Annotated in this window: 17 protein-coding genes; 8 read left to right on the top strand and 9 right to left on the bottom strand. The window is 67.2% G+C overall.

Annotated features, from left to right (window positions below; genetic code table 11):
• The first annotated feature begins 12 nt into the window (after nucleotides 1-12).
• The 3 genes from LE197_RS07630 (at nucleotide 13) to LE197_RS07620 (ending at nucleotide 2,748) form a co-directional block, all read left to right on the top strand.
• Nucleotides 13-1,407 (top strand): substrate-binding domain-containing protein, encoded by a 1,395-nt coding sequence (locus LE197_RS07630; RefSeq protein WP_073657102.1) that lies wholly within the window; start codon nucleotides 13-15, stop codon nucleotides 1,405-1,407.
• A gap of 149 nt (nucleotides 1,408-1,556) precedes the next feature.
• Nucleotides 1,557-2,600: a TerC family protein gene (locus LE197_RS07625; protein WP_003104462.1), complete on the top strand. Its 1,044-nt coding sequence runs from the start codon at nucleotides 1,557-1,559 to the stop codon at nucleotides 2,598-2,600.
• Complete coding sequence (locus LE197_RS07620) at nucleotides 2,557-2,748, top strand: hypothetical protein (RefSeq protein WP_003089995.1); 192 nt, start codon at nucleotides 2,557-2,559, stop codon at nucleotides 2,746-2,748. Before LE197_RS07625 ends, LE197_RS07620 begins: the two co-directional genes overlap by 44 nt.
• 42 nt (nucleotides 2,749-2,790) lie before the next feature.
• Here LE197_RS07620 and LE197_RS07615 read toward each other — a convergent pair whose 3' ends face one another.
• Entirely contained in the window at nucleotides 2,791-4,020 is a 1,230-nt protein-coding gene (locus tag LE197_RS07615; RefSeq protein WP_003089998.1) for an acyl-CoA dehydrogenase, read from the bottom strand.
• 173 nt (nucleotides 4,021-4,193) lie between these two features.
• On the opposite strand from LE197_RS07615, the gene LE197_RS07610 reads away from it, so the two are divergent.
• Entirely contained in the window at nucleotides 4,194-5,126 is a 933-nt protein-coding gene (locus LE197_RS07610) for a LysR family transcriptional regulator (protein WP_003090000.1), read from the top strand.
• A 117-nt stretch (nucleotides 5,127-5,243) separates the two neighbouring features.
• Here LE197_RS07610 and LE197_RS07605 read toward each other — a convergent pair whose 3' ends face one another.
• From LE197_RS07605 to LE197_RS07580, 6 genes are all read right to left on the bottom strand, one after another.
• Nucleotides 5,244-6,371, bottom strand: coding sequence for an acyl-CoA dehydrogenase family protein (locus LE197_RS07605; RefSeq protein ID WP_003131257.1), 1,128 nt, complete (start codon nucleotides 6,369-6,371; stop codon nucleotides 5,244-5,246).
• 28 nt (nucleotides 6,372-6,399) lie between these two features.
• Nucleotides 6,400-7,590 (bottom strand): acetyl-CoA C-acyltransferase, encoded by a 1,191-nt coding sequence (locus LE197_RS07600; RefSeq protein WP_003158541.1) that lies wholly within the window; start codon nucleotides 7,588-7,590, stop codon nucleotides 6,400-6,402.
• Between the two features lie 17 nt (nucleotides 7,591-7,607).
• Entirely contained in the window at nucleotides 7,608-8,375 is a 768-nt protein-coding gene (locus LE197_RS07595; protein WP_003090005.1) for a 3-hydroxyacyl-CoA dehydrogenase, read from the bottom strand.
• 19 nt (nucleotides 8,376-8,394) lie between these two features.
• Entirely contained in the window at nucleotides 8,395-10,062 is a 1,668-nt protein-coding gene (locus tag LE197_RS07590; RefSeq protein WP_031692866.1) for an acyl-CoA synthetase, read from the bottom strand.
• Nucleotides 10,063-10,238: 176 nt separating this feature from the next.
• The gene (locus tag LE197_RS07585) at nucleotides 10,239-11,321 is read right to left on the bottom strand and encodes an AraC family transcriptional regulator (RefSeq protein ID WP_031692865.1); all 1,083 of its coding nucleotides are present in this window, start codon (nucleotides 11,319-11,321) and stop codon (nucleotides 10,239-10,241) included.
• Between the two features lie 68 nt (nucleotides 11,322-11,389).
• Nucleotides 11,390-13,084, bottom strand: coding sequence for an AMP-binding protein (locus tag LE197_RS07580; protein ID WP_019485294.1), 1,695 nt, complete (start codon nucleotides 13,082-13,084; stop codon nucleotides 11,390-11,392).
• Between the two features lie 220 nt (nucleotides 13,085-13,304).
• On the opposite strand from LE197_RS07580, the gene LE197_RS07575 reads away from it, so the two are divergent.
• Nucleotides 13,305-13,997, top strand: a complete 693-nt coding sequence (locus LE197_RS07575) for an MgtC/SapB family protein (RefSeq protein WP_003102512.1) — start codon at nucleotides 13,305-13,307, stop codon at nucleotides 13,995-13,997.
• A gap of 136 nt (nucleotides 13,998-14,133) precedes the next feature.
• Complete coding sequence (locus tag LE197_RS07570) at nucleotides 14,134-14,280, top strand: PSPA7_2676 family Cys-rich small protein (RefSeq protein WP_023091698.1); 147 nt, start codon at nucleotides 14,134-14,136, stop codon at nucleotides 14,278-14,280.
• A 39-nt stretch (nucleotides 14,281-14,319) separates the two neighbouring features.
• Here the strand turns inward: LE197_RS07570 and LE197_RS07565 are convergent, their stop codons facing one another.
• Nucleotides 14,320-14,862 (bottom strand): DUF4946 domain-containing protein, encoded by a 543-nt coding sequence (locus tag LE197_RS07565; protein ID WP_023106557.1) that lies wholly within the window; start codon nucleotides 14,860-14,862, stop codon nucleotides 14,320-14,322.
• 318 nt (nucleotides 14,863-15,180) lie between these two features.
• Here LE197_RS07565 and srfA point away from each other — a divergent pair, with 318 nt between their 5' ends.
• Nucleotides 15,181-15,411 carry a stress response facilitator SrfA gene (srfA, locus tag LE197_RS07560; protein WP_003090022.1) on the top strand — a complete coding sequence of 77 codons (231 nt, stop codon included), beginning with the start codon at nucleotides 15,181-15,183 and terminating at the stop codon, nucleotides 15,409-15,411.
• Between the two features lie 74 nt (nucleotides 15,412-15,485).
• Here srfA and LE197_RS07555 read toward each other — a convergent pair whose 3' ends face one another.
• Nucleotides 15,486-15,773, bottom strand: a complete 288-nt coding sequence (locus tag LE197_RS07555) for a hypothetical protein (protein WP_003102510.1) — start codon at nucleotides 15,771-15,773, stop codon at nucleotides 15,486-15,488.
• A gap of 168 nt (nucleotides 15,774-15,941) precedes the next feature.
• Between LE197_RS07555 and ctpH the strand changes: the two genes are divergently transcribed.
• Complete coding sequence (gene ctpH / locus LE197_RS07550) at nucleotides 15,942-17,648, top strand: methyl-accepting chemotaxis protein CtpH (protein WP_073665946.1); 1,707 nt, start codon at nucleotides 15,942-15,944, stop codon at nucleotides 17,646-17,648.
• The last annotated feature ends 102 nt before the right edge of the window (nucleotides 17,649-17,750 follow it).

Below are 17,750 nucleotides of genomic sequence, written 5' to 3'. Positions count from 1 at the left end.
CCATAGAAGACGATGCCCGCGATGCCACACCGCCAGCGCGCCAGTGACAAAGACCTCTGGAGCCGTACCCTGAGCCTGGTTTTCCTCGGATTCCTCTGTTACGCCTTCCCCTGGTCGGTATTCGCCGCCCCCTTGCCGATCCCCTCGGACGACACGCCGGCGCTGCGCATCCAGGGTTCCAATACCATCGGCGCGAAGCTCCTGCCGGCCCTGGTCGAGGGCCTGATGGAAGAGGAAGGCCTGGAGGATATCCGCCGTACCCCCGGAGAACGGGAAAACGAACTCCATCTGCTCGGCAAGAGCCGCGACGGCCGCCTGGTGAGGGTGGAGCTATCCGCCCACGGTTCGAGCACCGGCTTCGCCGCCCTCCTCGAACGCCACGCCGAACTCGCCGCGGCCTCGCGCCCCGTCAAGGACAGCGAAGTTCGCGCCCTGGCCGGCTTCGGCGACCTGCGCAGCCCATATGCCGAGCAGGTGATCGCCATCGACGGACTGGCGATCATCCTGCATCCGGACAACCCGCTGGCCTCGCTGGACACCGCGCAACTGGCGGCGGTGTTCGCCGGCGAGGTGCGTACCTGGGAAGAACTGGGCGGCAAGGGCGGCGCCATCCGCCTGTACGCTCGCGACGAACAGTCCGGCACCTACGACACCTTCAAGGAACTGGTGCTGGCCAGTCACGGCAAGAGCCTGGCCAGCGACGCCCGCCGCTTCGAATCCAACGATCGGCTGGCGGCCGCGGTGAGCGCCGATCCGCACGCCATCGGCTTCGTCGGCATCGCGTCGGTGGGCCGGGCCCGCGCCTTGGCCATCGCCGACGGCGAATCGCTGCCGATGGCGCCCCAGGAAAGCCTGATCGCCACCGAGGACTACCCGCTGTCGCGCCGCCTGTTCCTCTACCTGAAGCCCGGCGAGAAGAACCCCTGGGCCCAGGCCCTGGTACGTTTCGCCCAGGGCCCGCGCGGCCAGGCGATCGTCACCCGCAGCGGCTTCGTCGCGCAGAAGATCCAGGCGGTGCAGATCGCACCGCGCCCGCAGATGCCCGCCGAATACCGCAAGCTCGCGGAACAGGCGCGGCGCCTGACGGTGAACTTCCGCTTCCAGGAAGGCAGCGCGCTGCTCGACAACAAGGCACTGCTCGACGTACAGCGTTTGCTGGACTACCTGCGGCAAAATCGGAAGTTGCAGGAGCGCACCGTGCTGGTGGGCTTCGGCGATCCCAAGTCCGACGCCGAGCGTTCGGTCCTGCTTTCGCGCCTGCGCGCCATGGCCGTGCGCCGCGAACTGGCCCGCGGCGGCGTGAGTTTCCGCGAGATCGCCGGCTTCGGCGACGAGTTGCCGGTCGCCAGCAACGACCAGGAACTGGGCCGACAGAAGAACCGGCGGGTGGAAGTCTGGGTCTACTGAACGCTGTAGCACTTTGTAACCTCGCCGTTTTGCCGGCGCCCGGAGCCTGGTTTATTTTTTCCGAGTGACTGCGGGCCCCTCTGACGGTAAGCAATTGCCGCCATGTCGGAGTCACATGACCATCCGACAATTCGAAGCGAGGGGGCCCAATGGCAGCTCTGCATGCATTTCTCACCGAACCGTTCCTCGGTACGGCTACCTGGTTCTGGCTGGCCTTCCTGGCCATCGTCATCGTTCTCCTGGTCCTCGACCTCGGCGTGCTGCAACGCGACCACCACGAAATCGGCGTGCGCGAAAGCCTGCTGCTGTCCGCCGGCTACTTCGCCTGCGGCCTGGCCTTCGGCGGCTGGGTCTGGTACGCCTTCGGCCCCACCAGCGCGGTGGAGTACTACACCGGCTTCCTGGTCGAACAGTCGCTATCGATGGACAACGTGTTCGTCATGGCGATGATCTTCAGTTTCTTCGGCATCCCCCGCCGCTACCAGCACCAGGTGCTGTTCTGGGGCATCCTCGGCGCCATCGTCCTGCGGGCCATCATGATCGGCCTGGGCGCCGCGCTGGTGAAGGAATTCGACTGGATCATGTACGTGTTCGGCGCCTTCCTGCTGTTCAGCGGCGTGAAGATGCTGTTCAACAAGCACGAGGAAGAACCCGACCTGGAGCACAACCCGGTGCTGCGCTTCCTGCGCAAGCACATGCGGGTGACCAAGGAACTGCACGAGCATCACTTCTTCGTCCGCCTGCCGGACGCCAGCGGCAAGCTGGTGCGCTACGCCACCCCGCTGTTCTTCGCCCTGGTGCTGATCGAGCTGGCCGACCTGGTGTTCGCGGTGGACAGCGTGCCGGCGATCTTCGCCATCACCCAGGACCCGTTCATCGTCTACACCTCGAACATCTTCGCCATCCTCGGCCTGCGCGCCCTGTACTTCTCGCTGGCGGCGATGATCCACCGCTTCGTCTACCTGAAATACGCCCTGGCCCTGGTGCTGGTGTTCATCGGTGCGAAGATCATGCTCCACGGTGTGATCGGCAAGATTCCCGCCGGCCTCTCGCTTGGCGTAACCTTCGGCCTGCTGGCGGGCGGTATCCTGCTCTCCCTGCTGAAGACCCGCACGCCGAAAGCCACCGTCGAGGACAAGGCCGAACCGAATGCCGAACACGCTCTGGATCGAACGTCTGGACACCCACGCTGAACCTTTCTGGCGGGTCCGCCTCGGCACGCGTGGGATCTGCTTCCGCAACGAGCGGGCGGCCCGCGAGTTCGCCGCCCTGCTGCACAGCCGTCGCGCGTGGCAGCTGGAACGCAACGCCGAGGAAAAAGGGGCGGACTCCCCGGAATGAAAAAGGCCCGCATCCGCGGGCCTTTCCCCTATACCACAGCCGTCAGCGGCTGCTGCGCAGCATCTCCCTGGGCACGTACTTGCCCAGCTCGAACTTGCCGATCGCCGCGCGGTGCACCTCGTCCGGACCGTCGGCCAGGCGCAGGGTGCGCTGCATGGCGTACCAGTAGGCCAGCGGGAAGTCGTTGGAAACCCCGGCACCACCGTGCATCTGGATCGCCCGGTCGATCACCTTCAACGCCACGTTGGGCGCCACCACCTTGATCTGGGCGATTTCGCTCTGGGCGATCTTGTTGCCCACGGTATCCATCATGTAGGCGGCCTGCAGGGTCAGCAGGCGCGCCATGTTGATCTCCATCCGCGAGTCGGCGATGTGGTCGATGTTGCCGCCCAGGCGCGCCAGCGGCTTGCCGAACGCGGTACGGCTGACCGCGCGCTTGCACATCAGTTCGAGGGCGCGCTCGGCCATGCCGATGGAGCGCATGCAGTGGTGGATGCGGCCCGGGCCGAGGCGCCCCTGGGCGATCTCGAAACCGCGGCCCTCGCCGAGGATGACGTTCTCGTAGGGCACCCGCACGTTCTCGAACAGCACTTCGGCATGGCCATGCGGCGCGTCGTCGTAGCCGAACACCGGCAGCGGACGGAGGATCTTCACCCCGGGGGTGTCGACCGGTACCAGGATCATCGAGTGCTGCTGGTGGCGCGGCGCGTCCGGGTTGGTCAGGCCCATGAAGATCAGGATCTTGCAGCGCGGATCGCAGGCGCCGGAGGTCCACCACTTGCGTCCGTTGATCACCCAGTCGTCGCCCTGGCGCTCGGCGCGCGCCTCCATGTTGGTGGCGTCGGACGAGGCCACGCCCGGTTCGGTCATGGCGAAGGCCGAGCGGATCTCGCCGCTCAGCAGCGGTTCCAGCCAGGTACGCTTCTGCTCCTCGCTGCCGTAGCGCACCAGCACCTCCATGTTGCCGGTATCCGGCGCGGCACAGTTGAAGGGTTCCGGCCCGATCAGCGAACGGCCCATGATTTCCGCCAGTGGCGCGTATTCGTGGTTGGCCAGCCCGGCACCGTACTCGGACTCGGGCAGGAACAGGTTCCACAGCCCTTCGGCCTTGGCCTTGGCCTTCAGCTCTTCCATGATCGCCGTCGGCTGCCAGCGGTCGCCCTCGGCGACCTGGCGCTCGAACACGGCTTCGGCGGGATAGACATGCGCTTCCATGAACGCGCTGACGCGTTCACGCAGCTCCTGGACCTTGGGGGAATAGGCGAAATCCATGGGGGATACCTTCTGACGGGTTGGCAGGCGAGGCATCGGACAAAGGCGCTGGTAACGATGCCGGAACAGGGCTTAAGATTTGCCCAGTCTATTTTTTCCGTCCATGAACATTCATGATCTATATGGGGGTCATCCAAGCCCCCAATAACAAGAAAAGTCGCGGAGCCAGTGCCATGAACCTGAACAAAGTCGACCTGAACCTGTTCATCGTGTTCGATGCGATCTATACCGAAGCCAACCTGACCCGCGCCGGGCAGATCGTCGGCATCACCCAGCCAGCCGTATCCAACGCCCTTTCCCGCCTGCGCGAGACCTTCAACGACCCGCTGTTCGTGCGCACCGCCCAGGGCATGGTGCCGACCCCGATGGCGCAGAACATCATCGGCCCGGTGCGCAACGCGCTGCAGTTGCTGCGGGTTTCGGTGCAGGAGAGCCGCAGCTTCGATCCGCAGCAGGCGAACAAGACCTACCGCATCAGCATGACCGACCTCACCGAAGCGGTCATCCTCCCCCCGCTGTTCCAGCGCTTGCGCCGCCTGGCGCCGAACGTGCATATCGAGAGCTTCCTCGCCAAGCGCCGCGAAACCACCAAGGAACTCGCCGCCGGCCGCCTCGACTTCGCCGTCGACGCGCCGCTGAACACCGATCCCCAGGTGCGCCACGTCAAGCTGATGGAGGACCGCTACGTCTGCGCCATGCGCCGCGGCCACCCACTGGCGGGCAAGCCGAAGCTGGCCCTGGACGATTACCTGGGCCTGACCCACATCCATATTTCCAGCCGCCGCAGCGGCCTCGGCTACATCGACCTGGCGCTGGGCAAGATGGGCATCCAGCGCAAGATCGCGCTGCGCTCGCAGCACTACCTGATGGCCTCCACGGTGGTCCAGCAGACCGACATGGCGATGACCGTGCCGGAACGCTTCGCCCGTCACCACGACCTGCACTACGCGGTGCTGCCGGTGAGCGACGTGCCGAAACTGGAAACCCACCTGTACTGGCACGAGAGCACCGACCAGGACCCGGCCAACCGCTGGATGCGCGAACAGATCATCGAGCTGTGCCAGCAGGTCACCGCGCGCGAGAACAAGGCGGCACAGCCGGCGTGAGCGCCTGCCAAGGGGCGTAGGGCGAACGAGGCCACAGTCGTTTGCTTCCGAGGCGCCTCAGCGCGCCCTCTCCCTGAAGGGAGAGGGCGCCGTTGCGGAAACGACGGATAGTCGCCGCTACAGGCTGCGCGCGATCACCAGGCGCTGCACGTCGCTGGTGCCCTCGTAGATCTGGCAGACCCGCACGTCCCGATAGATGCGCTCCACCGGGAAGTCCTTGAGATAGCCGTAGCCACCGAGGGTCTGGATCGCCGCGGAGCAGACCTCCTCGGCCATTTCCGAGGCGAACAGCTTGGCCATCGAGGCTTCGGTCAGGCACGGCAGGCCGGCTTCGCGCAGGCTGGCGGCGTGGTGGACCATCTGCCGCGCCACGGCGATGCGGGTGGCCATGTCGGCCAGGCGGAAGGCCACTGCCTGGTGCTCGATAATCGGCTTGCCGAAGGTTTCCCGCTCGTGGGCGTAGTCGCGCGCCGCCTCGAACGCCGCGCGCGCCATGCCCACCGCCTGGGCGGCGATACCGATGCGGCCGCCTTCGAGGTTGGCCAGGGCGATGCGGTAGCCCTCGCCCTCCTCGCCCAGGCGCAGCGCGGCCGGGATACGCAGGTCGTTGAAGGCCAGCTGGCAGGTGTCCGAGGCGTGCTGGCCGAGCTTGTCCTCGATCCGCACCACCTCGTAGCCGGGCGTGTCGGTGGGCACGATGAACGCGCTGATGCCGCGCTTCCCGGCATCCGGATCGGTGACCGCGAAGACGATCACCATCCCCGCGTGGCTGCCCGAAGTGATGAACTGCTTGGCACCGTTCAGCACGTAGTGGTCACCGTCGCGGCGGGCGCGGGTCTTCAGGAAGCTGGCGTCGGAACCGGCCTGCGGCTCGGTCAGGGCGAAGGCGCCGAGCATCGAACCCTGGGCCAGCGGACGGAGGAAGCGCTCCTTCTGCTCGGCGCTGCCAAACTTGTGGATCGGCATGCAGCCCACCGAGTTGTGCACGCTCATGATGGTCGAGCAGGCGCCGTCGCCAGCGGCGATCTCCTCGAGGGCCATGGCGTAGGCCAGGTGCCCGGTCTGCGCGCCGCCCCACTCCTCGGGCACCAGCATGCCGAGGAAGCCGAGGTCGGCCATCTCGCGGATCGCCTCGGCCGGGAAACGGTGCTCGCGGTCCCAGTCGGCGGCGAACGGTTTCAGCCGTTCCTGGGCGAACTGCCGCGCCATGTCACGGATCTGGATCTCTTCTTCGCAGGGAATCATCGCGGGTTCCTCTTCTTCACTGCCTGCATCAGTGCAAGCGCTCGACGGCGATCGCGGTCGCCTCGCCGCCGCCGATGCAGACCGCCGCCACGCCGCGTTCCAGGTCGTACTGCTGCAGGGCGTTGAGCAGGGTCACGACGATCCGCGCGCCGGACGCGCCGATCGGGTGGCCCAGCGCACAGGCGCCGCCGTGGACGTTGAGGCGTTCGTGGGACAGGTCGAGGTCGCGCATCGCCGCCATGCCGACCACGGCGAAGGCTTCGTTGACCTCGAACAGGTCGACCTCGCCCAGCGACCAGCCGGTACGCTGCATCAGGCGCTTCACCGCACCGACCGGCGCGGTGGGGAACAGGTTCGGCGCGTCGGCGAACGAAGCATGCCCACGGATCGCCGCCAACGGCGCGAGCCCGCGTCGCTCGGCCTCGGAAAGGCGCATCAGGACCAGCGCGGCGGCACCGTCGGAAATCGAACTGGAGTTGGCCGCGGTCACCGTGCCGCCTTCGCGGAACGCCGGCTTCAGGGTCGGGATCTTGTCCAGCCGGGCCTTCGGCGGCTGCTCGTCGCTATCCACCAGGCGCTCGGTCTTGCCGGCGGTGACCGTCAGCGGCACGATCTCGGCCTGGAAGCGCCCGTCGCGCATGGCTTGCTGCGCGCGGGTCAGCGAGGCCACGGCGAACTCGTCCTGTGCTTCGCGGGTGAAGCCGTAGGCCTCGGCGCAGTCCTCGGCGAAGGTGCCCATCAGGCGGCCCTTGTCGTAGGCGTCTTCGAGGCCGTCGAGGAACATGTGGTCGAGCACCTTGCCGTGGCCCATGCGGTAGCCGCTACGGGCGCGCTCCAGCAGGTAGGGCGCGTTGGACATGCTTTCCATGCCCCCGGCCAGCGCGACCCCGGCGCTGCCGGCGAGCAACGTGTCGTGGGCGAGCATCAGCGCCTTCATGCCCGAGCCACACATCTTGTTCAGCGTCGAGCACGGCGTGCCGCGCGCCAGCCCGGCGCCAAGCACCGCCTGGCGCGCCGGCGCCTGGCCCTGGCCGGCGGCGAGCACGCAGCCGAGCACGGCCTCGTCCACTTCGTCGGCTTGCAGGCGCGCCCGCTCCACCGCGGCGCGCACCGCCGCGGCGCCGAGGGTAGCGGCGTTGACATCCTTGAAGTCGCCGAGGAAGCCGCCCATCGGGGTGCGGACGGCGCTGACGATGACGATCGGATCTTCGCGGGTCATGGGATCTTCCTCCTGTATTAGCGGGCGGCCATGCGGATGGCGCCGTCGAGGCGAATCACTTCGCCGTTGAGCATGCTGTTCTCGATGATCTGCCGGACCAGCGCGGCGTATTCGTCCGGACGCCCCAGGCGCGGCGGGAACGGCACGCTGGCGCCGAGGGAGTCGCGCACCTCCTGGGGCATGCCGGCCATCATCGGTGTCTCGAAGATGCCCGGGGCGATGGTCATCACTCGGATGCCAAAGCGCGCCAGCTCGCGGGCGATGGGCAGGGTCATGCCGACCACTCCGCTCTTCGAGGCGGAATAGGCGGCCTGGCCGATCTGCCCGTCGAACGCCGCCACCGAGGCGGTATTGACGATCACCCCGCGCTCGCCGCCCTCGTCCGGCTGGCCCTGGGACATGGCCTCGGCGGCCAGGCGCAGCATGTTGAAGCTGCCCACCAGGTTGATGTCGATGACCCGGCGGAAACTCTCCAGGGCATGGATGCCATTGCGCCCTAGGACCTTCTCGGCCGGCGCCACGCCCGCGCAATTGGCCAGGCCATGGAGGCCGCCGAAGGCCTCCAGTGCAGTGGCCACGGCCTGGCGGCCGTCGGCCTCGCTGGCGATGTCGGCCCTGACGAAGCGCGCCTGGGCGCCAAGCTCGGCGGCCTTGGCCGCGCCGGCCTCGGCGTTGATGTCGGCCAGCACCACCTTGCCGCCCTGCTCCACCAGCATCTTCGCGGTGGCGGCGCCAAGGCCGGAGCTGCCGCCGGTGACCAGGAACACTCGATTTTCGATACGCACGTCGTTTTCTCCTGCTGAATCAGTTCGCGGCGGCCGCCCGTGGGGCCGCCTCGCGTTGCCGGGCGATCTCCTGGTTGCGCAGGAGAAAGCGCTGGATCTTGCCGCTGGGGGTCTTCGGCAGTTCCTCGAGGAACTCGATCTCCCGCGGGTAGGCGTGCGCCGACAGGCGCTGGCGCACGTATCGCTGCAGTTCGTCCGCCAGTTCCGGCGTCGGCCGGTGGCCGGCGCAGAGCACGACGAAGGCCTTGACCAGTTCGGTGCGCTCCGGGTCGGGCTTGCCGATCACCGCCGCCTCCATCACTGCCGGGTGTTCGATCAGCGCGCTCTCCACATCGAACGGGCCGACCCGGTAGCCAGAGGTGGTAATGACGTCGTCGGCGCGGCCGACGAAGCTGATGCTGCCGTCTTCGTTGAGTTCGACGGTATCGCCGCTCAGGTAGTAGTCGCCGACGAAGGCTGCGGTTTCCAGGCCCTGGTAGCCGGGGAACCACATCAGCGGCGAACGCCGCCGGTCGAGGGCGAGGATGCCCGGCTGGCCGGGCGGCAGTTCGTTGAGATCGTCGTCCAGCACTACCACCCGGTGCCCGGGACAGGCGAATCCGGCGGCGCCGACCCGCACCGGATGCGCCAGGGCATGGTGGTTGCACAGCACCATGCCCAGCTCGGTCTGCCCATAATGGTCGTGGATGGTGGTGCCGAGCCTGTCGGCGAACCAGCGGATCACCTCCGGCGTCAACGGCTCGCCGGCGCTGCTGACCGCGCGCAGGCGCCCTTTCAGCGCAGTTTCCGCGGCCGCGCCGGCGGCCATCAGCAGGCGATAGGCGGTGGGCGATCCGGCGAGGTTGGTGATGCCGTAGTCACGGATGATCCGGCAGGTGCTTTCCACGCTGAACGGCCCTTCGTAGAAGGTGGTCGGATGGCCCATGGCGAGGGGACCGGCAACCGCGTAGTAGAGGCCGTAGGCCCAGCCCGGATCGGCGAGGTTCCAGAAGGCGTCCTCGGGGCGCAGGTCCACCGCCTCGCGCAGGTAGCCGACGAAGGCGAGGATCGCCTTGAGCGGCACCGGCACCGGTTTGGCCAGGCCGGTGGTGCCGGAGGTGAACATCATCAGGAACGGATCCTCGCCGCTGCGCGGAACCGGCTCGAATTCGACCGGATAGCGCTCCAGCTCGGCCCAGAAGCTGAAATCGCCGCGACGGATGCCCTGCCCCTTCGGTCCGCCGACGGTGACGGCCAGAGGCGGATCGGCGAGTTCGTCGAGCTTGTCGCGGTTGGCCGCATCGGTGACCAGCACCTTGCTGCCGGCGGTCGCCACGCGGTGTTCGATGGCCTTCGGGCCGAAGGCGGTGAACAGCGGCTGGTACACCGCGCCCAGGCGCCAGGCGCCGAGGATGGTGACCAGCAGCTCGGGCGTGCGCGGCAACAGGCCGGCGACGCAATCGCCCGGGCGTACGCCCTGGGCCTGGAGGAAATTGGCGAAACGTCCGGAGAGCGCTTTCAGCTCGCTGAAGGTATAGCTGGCGCGACTGCCATCCTTGCCCTCCCAGAACAACGCGATCCGACCCGGCAGGGCATGCCGGTCGCAGCATTCGACGCAGGCGTTGAGCGCCTGGAGCGTGCCGGAAAGCGTGGCGGCGGCGGTCCGCTGCAAGTCGAACCCGGCGGCAGTGGTGGCGTAGTCGCGCATTGCAGGACTCCTCGGCTTGTTTTTGTATGGAGTAGCCGGAATCTTCACGCCGTGGCTGGCGCGGGGCAATGTCGAAAGGCTTCAATCTGCCTGAGCGGTTTGGACAATCCGGGCTGGCTGCCTGTCCCCCCGAACCGTTCGCGACATACCGCGGATGACGCTGCGCGGCATTCGCCCTATCGACGGCCGAGCGTTTCGGACAAGACTGACGATTCGGCCGGCGCGGTTTCCGCCGCGACCTGCGTCCGGTACTGCCCGGGGGTCGAGCCGGTCCACTTCTTGAACGCCTTGTGGAACGCGCTGCCATCGGCGAAGCCCAGCTCCAGCGCCAGTTCGGCGAAATTCGCCGCGCCGGCGTCCAGCCGCGCGATGGCCAGGTCGCGGCGGACCTGGTCCTTCAGCGCCTGGTAGCTCTGCCCTTCCAGGGACAGCTTGCGGCGCAGGGTCGAGGGCGCCATGAAGAAATGCCCGGCGAGCGCGTCCGCGTCCGGCCAGCGTCCCGGCCGCAGGCTGCGCAGGTAGGCCTTGACCCGCGCCGCCAGGCTCTGCGGATCGCGATAGCGGACCAGGATGTTGGCCGGCGCGCCGAGCAGGAAGCGCCGCAGTTCCCGCTTGTCGCGGCGGACCGGCAGGGCCAGGCAGTCGGCATTGAACAGCAGGCGGCTGAGGGGACGGGAGAAGCGCAGGTTGTCGCTGAACATCACCCGGTAGTCCTCGATGTAGTCCGGCTGCGGACAGCGCAGGTCGATGGCCAGGATCGGGATGCGCCGGCCGACCAGCCAGCAGGCCAGGCCATGGGTGATCATCCACAGGGTGAAGTAGGACAGCGCTCGCCCGTACCGGCCCGGCGCCTCGTCGAGGACGATTTCCGCCAGGCCGCCGCGACGCTGCAGGCGCGGCTGGAAGTCGTCGAACTGCAGGCAGAGGAATCGCAGGATGCCGGTCAGCGCCGGCTCCAGGGTCTGCTCGTGGATCGCGCAGCGGCTCATGAAAGCGAAGCTGCCACTCTTCAGGCGCCGCGCGTCCATGCCGAAGAACTCGTCGTCCATGCGCCGCGCGAGATCCAGCCAGAGCCGCGAATAGGCGTGCGAGGTGACCCGCGCGTAGGGTTTGCCGAGCAACTGCGGATCGATACCGGCGGCCTGGAGGACCTCCCCCTCCTCGCCGCCCTGCCGGCGCCACTCCACCAGCGCCTCGCCGACCAGGCGCACCGAGATGGTGCCCTTGGTGCTCGCCTGAGTCTCCCCGTCGTTCTTCACCCGTCCTTCTCGCCTCGCTGCGCGCCGCCCGCCACCTTAGCGCAGGAGCGGGGCGCGGCTCCATCCTCTCAATCACGCCCCTCGCGCAGCGCGAGCAGGCGAATCTCTTCGATGCTGACCTCGCGCATGCGGAACTTCTGGATCTTGCCGGTAACGGTCATCGGGAACTCGTCGACGAACTTGAAGTGGCGCGGGATCTTGAAGTGAGCGATACGCGCCTTGCAGAACGCCCGCAACTGTTCGTCATCGGCGTGGTGGCCCGGATGCAGCTTGATCCAGGCGACGATTTCCTCGCCATAGCGCTCGTCGGGGATGCCGATCACCTGCACGTCGGCCACCGCCGGGTGAGTGAAGAAGAACTCCTCCAGCTCGCGCGGATAGATGTTCTCGCCGCCGCGGATGATCATGTCCTTGCTGCGCCCGACGATCCGCACGTAGCCGTCGTCGTCCATCACCGCCAGGTCGCCGGTGTGCATCCAGCGCGCCGGGTCGATGGCCTCGGCGGTGGCTTGGGGGTCGTTCCAGTAGCCGAGCATCACGCTGTAGCCGCGGGTGCACAGCTCGCCGATCTCGCCGCGCGGCACCACCCTGCCCGTCTGGTCGACGATCTTGCTCTCCAGCCTCGGCTGGGTGCGGCCGACAGTGGTCACGCGCAGCTCCAGGCCATCGTCCGGACCGGTCTGCAGCGACACCGGACTGGTCTCGGTCATGCCGTAGGCGATCTGCACCTCGGCCATGTGCATGTCGCCAATGACCCGCCGCATCACCTCGATCGGGCAAGTGGCGCCGGCCATGATTCCGGTGCGCAGGCTGGAAAGGTCGAATTCGCGGCGGCGCGGATGATCCAGCTCGGCGATGAACATGGTCGGTACCCCGTACAGCGCGGTGGCGCGCTCCTCGGCCACGGCCAGCAGGGTCGCCTCGGCGTCGAAGCTGGGCGCCGGGTAGATCATGGTCGAACCGTGGGTGACGCAGCCGAGGTTGCCCATCACCATGCCGAAGCAGTGGTACAGCGGCACCGGGATCACCAGGCGGTCTTCCGCGCCGAGTCCGAGGCTTTCGCCGACCATGTAGCCGTTGTTGAGGATGTTGTAGTGGCTGAGGGTGGCGCCCTTGGGGAAGCCGGTGGTACCGGAGGTGTACTGGATGTTGATCGGCTCGTCGAACTGCAACGAGGCCTGGCGTTGGCGCAGTTCCTCGGCGCCTACCGCGGCGGCCAGCCCCGGCAGGCCCTGCCAGTGCAGGAAGCCCGCCGGCGCCCGCTCGGCCAGGCTGATCACGCCGCGCAGTTCCGGCAGGCGCTCGCTGGCCAGTTCGCCCGGACGTGCCCGCGCCAGCTCCGGCAGCAGGTCGCCGAGCATCGCGTGGTAGTCGCTGGTCTTGAAGGCGTCGGCGCAGATCAGCCAGCTGCAACCGGACTGCTTGAGAGCGTACTCCAGCTCGCTGCTGCGGTATGCCGGGTTGATGTTCACCAGGACCGCGCCGACCTTGGCGCTGGCGAACTGGGTAATGCACCATTCGGCGCAGTTCGGCGCCCAGATCCCGAGACGCTCGCCGGGGCGCAGGCCCAGGGCGATGAAGGCGCGGGCGTAGGTATCGACCCGCTCCGCCAGTTGCCGCCAGCTGTAGCGCAGGCGTTGATGCCGCACCACCAGCGCCTCGCGCTCGGCATGATGCGCGACGGTGGCATCGAAGGCGTCGCCGACGGTGGTCGCCAGCAAGGCGACATCCTGGCGACCCGAGGTATAGCTCGGCTGATTCATGGCTTTCCCTTGTTGTGGTTGTTCTGGGAATGTCGCTGAACCGTCGTCCTGCGCCGCCGGGGCGCTACGACGGACACCGGCGAACGGTGTCGGTGAAGTCGATGAGCATGTTTACGTTAACGTAAAGGTAAACGCAAGAGGCTTGTCCGCCCGGGGCCGCCGGTCCCGGCGTGAACCAGCGGAACGGCGTACAATGGGCGGTTTTTCACAGGAGCACAGCATGACCCCGGAAATCGCCATCGGCCTGGTGACGGCCCTCGGCCTCGGTGCGCTGGTCGGTCTCGAGCGGCAATGGCGACAACGCTCTTCCGGCATGGCCACCCACGCAATGGTCGCACTCGGTGCGGCCAGCTTCTCGATCCTGCCGCTGTTGCTCGACAACGAGGTCAGCGTGACCCGCATGGCGGCCCAGGTAGTCAGCGGCATCGGCTTTCTCGGCGCCGGCGTGATCATGCGCGACGGCCTCAGCGTACGCGGCCTGAGCACTGCGGCGAGCATCTGGAGCACCGGCGCGATCGGCGTACTGGCCGGCAGCGGTTTCATCCTGGCGGCCTGCATGACGACCGCGCTGATCGTCATCGCCAACCTGTTCCTGCCCGCTCTCGGCCGGGTGGTGGACCGCCACACCTCGGGCGAGGCCGAGCAGGAGCGCTTCTACCAGATCAGCGTGTCCTGCGAGGCGCGCAACGAAGCGCTGGTGCGCATGCAGTTGCTGCAACGCATGGGCGACAACCGCCTGAACCTGCAGAGCCTGGAAAGCCACGCGCTGAAAGGCAGCGGCAACGTGGAAGTGAACGCCGTGGTGTTCACCCTGCACAAGGAGGATTCGCTGGTGGAACAGATGGTCGGCGAGCTGTGCCTGGCACCGCAGGTCACCGCCGCCAGTTGGGTGATGAATCCCGCCGCGGAATGAACCGGCGAATTTAGGTTGCCCATTCTAGACGCTTCGCCGCAGGCTTTTCCCACCTCCAGACAAGAACAAGCCGGAGTGAACCACACCACCACTGCCTGTTTCGTGGACGGGGCGAGCCGCCCCGCGGGGAGGAGTCATGCGCTTGCGTTGTTTCTTGCGAGGTTGCCGCTGGGACGAAGGTAGCCTGGTCACGGTAGGCCCCGACCTGATGCTGCGCCAACGTTGCCGGCGTTGCGGTGCCCATCGCTATCTCAGCGTCGAGGCGCAGCCCGAGGAAGCCTGAGCGACGCCGGTCGCGTCCAGGCGTCGACCGGCTGGCCCTTCAGCGCAGGACCAGGCTGGCCCGGGTGCGCAGGTAGCTCTGCCGGTAGACCACGCTGTTGGCCGGACTGGCGGTATATACCAGGGAGTACATCGCGCGCTGTCCCAGGGCCATCGCCACGATCTGGGTCAGCAGCACCTCGTTGCCCTGGCTGATCCGGCAGTGGGTCTCCAGCGATGCCAGGCCGCCGAGGTTCGAGCGGATCGGCGTGGTGCAGCGCGAGCCCAGCCCGGCCTTGCGGTAGCCCGACTGGACGACGTCGAAGACGCTCTGGAACTGGCCGTCGATCTCCACCGACTCCTCTTCCATCATCTTCAGGCTGAGCAACTCGATGCTGGCTTCCTTCTCGCCTCCCGGCCCGAGCTTGGTCGCCAGTTGCCGGGAGCCCAGTTGTTCCACGTCGCTGGCCTCGGGCGGGATGCTCTCGGTGATCACCTGCCAGCCGGCCGGCCAGTCGACCTCGGGCTGATAGCCACTGCTGGCGCAACCCGCCACAAGCCCCGCCACTACCACCAGCGCCAAGCCGGACGCCCTGCTTCTCATAGCATTTCCTTACTCGCAAAACCCATCGGAGGGAAAGGTCGGACCTGTCGCCATGGCGCCGTCCGCGCAGTCTCCGAGCCCATGGCGACAAGGTTCCCAGCTTACCGGAGAGACGGCGCGCGCCAAGGCGCAAGCCTGAACAAGCTAGCCGACTTGGCGAGGAACGCACAAATTTCATCGGCTGGCGTACAGGTATGGGACATCGGTACCAATAGCGAAGTCGCGCAATCCGTCAGTTTTTTTTGAATTTTTGCCATCGGAAAAAGTCTGTTCAGCGCAGCGTTTTTCCAAGTCCCATCCGGCCCGCAAGGAGAACCCATGGCTGAACCCCAGGACAAGTACACCCGGCGCACAGGTAGGACCTGGGCGGACGACCAGGCGACCTACAACCGTCTGCGCGAAGAAGCCGACGCCGCTCGCCAGAAGCTGCGCGAAAGCGGCTACAGCGGCGCCGAGTACGACCAGTTGCGTCAAGCCGCCTTCGATCTCAACCGCAAGGCCAACCAGTACTGGGAGCAGATGCTCAGCGACCTGCGCCAGGAAGACTGATCAGCGCCACGCCGGGAGACTGCCGCTCTCGGCCCGCACACCCCCTCCACTCTTTGCGTGCTCCTGGCGTCGGCTCATTCGGGCGCATCCGGGTATTGCACCTCGTCCAGCAGGCGAAACCCCACGTTGTCGGCGTCCAGCGCGCTGAGCAGCTCGATCTGTCGATCGATGTCCTGGTTGATATTGGCCAACTGGCCGATGAAGGCATTGGCCGCCTGGCGGGTGCCAGGGTCGGAGCTGCGCGACAGCTCGAAGCCGAGCTGGGTCAGGGCGGCAGCCAGGTGAGCGAGATTGCGCACACTCAACGAGTGCAGTTGGCGGGAAACGGCCTGTTCATCCTGAACGGTGGGAGGGACATCCATGAGTCAGATCCTTCGACTGGCACAATGTGACATTCGTCACAGAGATTAACCGAAGCCCAGCAGAACATCCATGCCAGCTATTTCCCTTCGTCGGCTCTGGCCCGGCCCCTGCGTCGTCCTCAAGTTGTCAGATCCGCTGTCGATACTCTGCGAGCCGGAACACGCGCCATGCCCGCCTCGCCGGGCCACAGGGACGTCCTCGGCTGCCTCGTCGCAGCCTGCGTGCCGGTCCAACCTGGCAATCCATCGAGGCGTTCCATGCTGCAACAATCCCTACGTGCGCAAATCCTTGTCCTGCTCGGCGGCAGCCTGGCGGCGCTGCTACTCATAGCCCTGGCCTGCTTCGGCTCGCTGACCGGCGACGTACGCGCCTACCGCGAGTTGCTCGGCGGCCCCGTGCGGGCGGCGCAACTGATCGACGAGGCCAACCTGCAATTCCGCGGCCAGGTCCAGGAATGGAAGAACGTCCTGCTGCGCGGACGCCAGGCAGAGGCCCAGACGAAATACTGGAGCCAGTTCGAAGCCCAGGAACGAGCGGTGCAGGACATCCTCGGGCGCCTGGGCAGCGTGGCCGAAGGCGAGTTGAAGGATCGTGTCGAGCGTCTGCGCGAAGAGCACCGGCGACTCGGTACGGCTTACCGACAAGGCAGGCAACGGTTCCTCGAGGCGGGCGCCGACCCCATCGCCGGCGACCAGGCGGTGACCGGCATCGACCGCGCCACCACCGCGCAAATGCAGGCCTTGCGTGACGAACTGCACCAGGCCAGTGATCTCCGTTCCGCCGCCATCAGCGCGGAGGCCCGGCGCACCATGCTGCTCGGCAGCCTGGTGCTGATCGGCGCCAGCCTGGCCGTCGCCCTGCTCAGCCTGTGGCTGGTCAATCGCAACCTGGTCCGTCCGGTGCAACGCCTGATCGAGCACATCGCCCAGCTCAGCCATGGCGACTTCGGCGAGCGCATCGAGATCCGGCGCAAGGACGAACTCGGCAAGCTGGCCCTGGCCGCCAACACGCTGCGCGACTTCCTGGTGGACATCTTCGAGCGGCTGCGGCGCAGTACCCGCGACCTGGACAGCGCCAGCGGCTCGCTGAACGCGATCGCCAGCCTGATGGCGGCCGGTACCCGCGAGCAGTTCAGCCGCACCGACCAGGTCGCCACGGCGATGCAGGAAATGTCCGCCACCGCCCAGGAAGTGGCGCGCTACGCCGGCGACGCGGCCAAGGCCGCCGACGAGGCGGACGATTCCGCCCAGCGCGGCGAAGACGTGATGGAAGAAACGATTCGCAGCATCGGCGAGATGCGCAAGGAGATCGACCATACGGTGGAGGTCATCCGCCAATTGGAAAGCGATAGCGGCAGGATCGGCAAGGTCCTCGATGTGATCCGCGGCATCGCCGAGCAGACCAACCTGCTCGCCCTCAACGCGGCCATCGAAGCCGCCCGCGCCGGCGATGCCGGCCGTGGCTTCGCGGTGGTCGCCGACGAGGTCCGCACCCTGGCGCAGCGCACCGCCGAGTCCATCGCCGAGATCCACCAGATCATCGATACCGTGCAGAACGGCGCGGTGAATGCCGCGCGCGCCATCGAAAGCGGGCAGTCGCGCAGCGAGGCCGGCGCCGAGCAGGTTGCCAACGCCGGCGCCATGCTGCGCCAGATCACCGCCTCGGTGGAGGCGATCCGCGACATGAACCGCCAGATCGCTACCGCTGCCGAGGAGCAGACCGCCGTGGCCGAGGACATTTCCCGCAACCTCACGGAAATCGCCTCGATCGCCTCCAGCAACCAGGAACAGGTGGAGCAGACCGAAGCCGCCAGCCGTGATCTCCACAGCCTCTCCGCGCAACTGGGCGATGCCCTGCAACGCCTGCGGGCCTGACCTGGGGTAAGAAAAGGACTTCCACGAGGTAGGGCGGACAAGCGCAACGCGGTTATCCGCCACTCCAACGGGGCCCGGCGGATAGCGCCTATGGCGCTACCC

Source organism: Pseudomonas sp. PS1(2021) (assembly GCF_020405165.1).
Lineage (GTDB): Bacteria > Pseudomonadota > Gammaproteobacteria > Pseudomonadales > Pseudomonadaceae > Pseudomonas > Pseudomonas aeruginosa.
Note: the sequence above shows the minus strand (reverse complement) of the source record. Positions and strands in the feature narration are given on the sequence as shown.

Excerpts from the sequence above, each read along its gene's own strand:
- LE197_RS07630 (WP_073657102.1), top strand. The coding sequence starts at position 13 with ATGCCCGCGATGCCACACCGCCAGCGCGCCAGTGACAAAGACCTCTGG.
- LE197_RS07625 (WP_003104462.1), top strand. The coding sequence starts at position 1,557 with ATGGCAGCTCTGCATGCATTTCTCACCGAACCGTTCCTCGGTACGGCT.
- LE197_RS07620 (WP_003089995.1), top strand. The coding sequence starts at position 2,557 with ATGCCGAACACGCTCTGGATCGAACGTCTGGACACCCACGCTGAACCT.
- LE197_RS07615 (WP_003089998.1), bottom strand. The coding sequence starts at position 4,020 with ATGGATTTCGCCTATTCCCCCAAGGTCCAGGAGCTGCGTGAACGCGTC.
- LE197_RS07610 (WP_003090000.1), top strand. The coding sequence starts at position 4,194 with ATGAACCTGAACAAAGTCGACCTGAACCTGTTCATCGTGTTCGATGCG.
- LE197_RS07605 (WP_003131257.1), bottom strand. The coding sequence starts at position 6,371 with ATGATTCCCTGCGAAGAAGAGATCCAGATCCGTGACATGGCGCGGCAG.
- LE197_RS07600 (WP_003158541.1), bottom strand. The coding sequence starts at position 7,590 with ATGACCCGCGAAGATCCGATCGTCATCGTCAGCGCCGTCCGCACCCCG.
- LE197_RS07590 (WP_031692866.1), bottom strand. The coding sequence starts at position 10,062 with ATGCGCGACTACGCCACCACTGCCGCCGGGTTCGACTTGCAGCGGACC.
- LE197_RS07580 (WP_019485294.1), bottom strand. The coding sequence starts at position 13,084 with ATGAATCAGCCGAGCTATACCTCGGGTCGCCAGGATGTCGCCTTGCTG.
- LE197_RS07575 (WP_003102512.1), top strand. The coding sequence starts at position 13,305 with ATGACCCCGGAAATCGCCATCGGCCTGGTGACGGCCCTCGGCCTCGGT.
- LE197_RS07570 (WP_023091698.1), top strand. The coding sequence starts at position 14,134 with ATGCGCTTGCGTTGTTTCTTGCGAGGTTGCCGCTGGGACGAAGGTAGC.
- LE197_RS07565 (WP_023106557.1), bottom strand. The coding sequence starts at position 14,862 with ATGAGAAGCAGGGCGTCCGGCTTGGCGCTGGTGGTAGTGGCGGGGCTT.
- srfA (WP_003090022.1), top strand. The coding sequence starts at position 15,181 with ATGGCTGAACCCCAGGACAAGTACACCCGGCGCACAGGTAGGACCTGG.
- LE197_RS07555 (WP_003102510.1), bottom strand. The coding sequence starts at position 15,773 with ATGGATGTCCCTCCCACCGTTCAGGATGAACAGGCCGTTTCCCGCCAA.
- ctpH (WP_073665946.1), top strand. The coding sequence starts at position 15,942 with ATGCCCGCCTCGCCGGGCCACAGGGACGTCCTCGGCTGCCTCGTCGCA.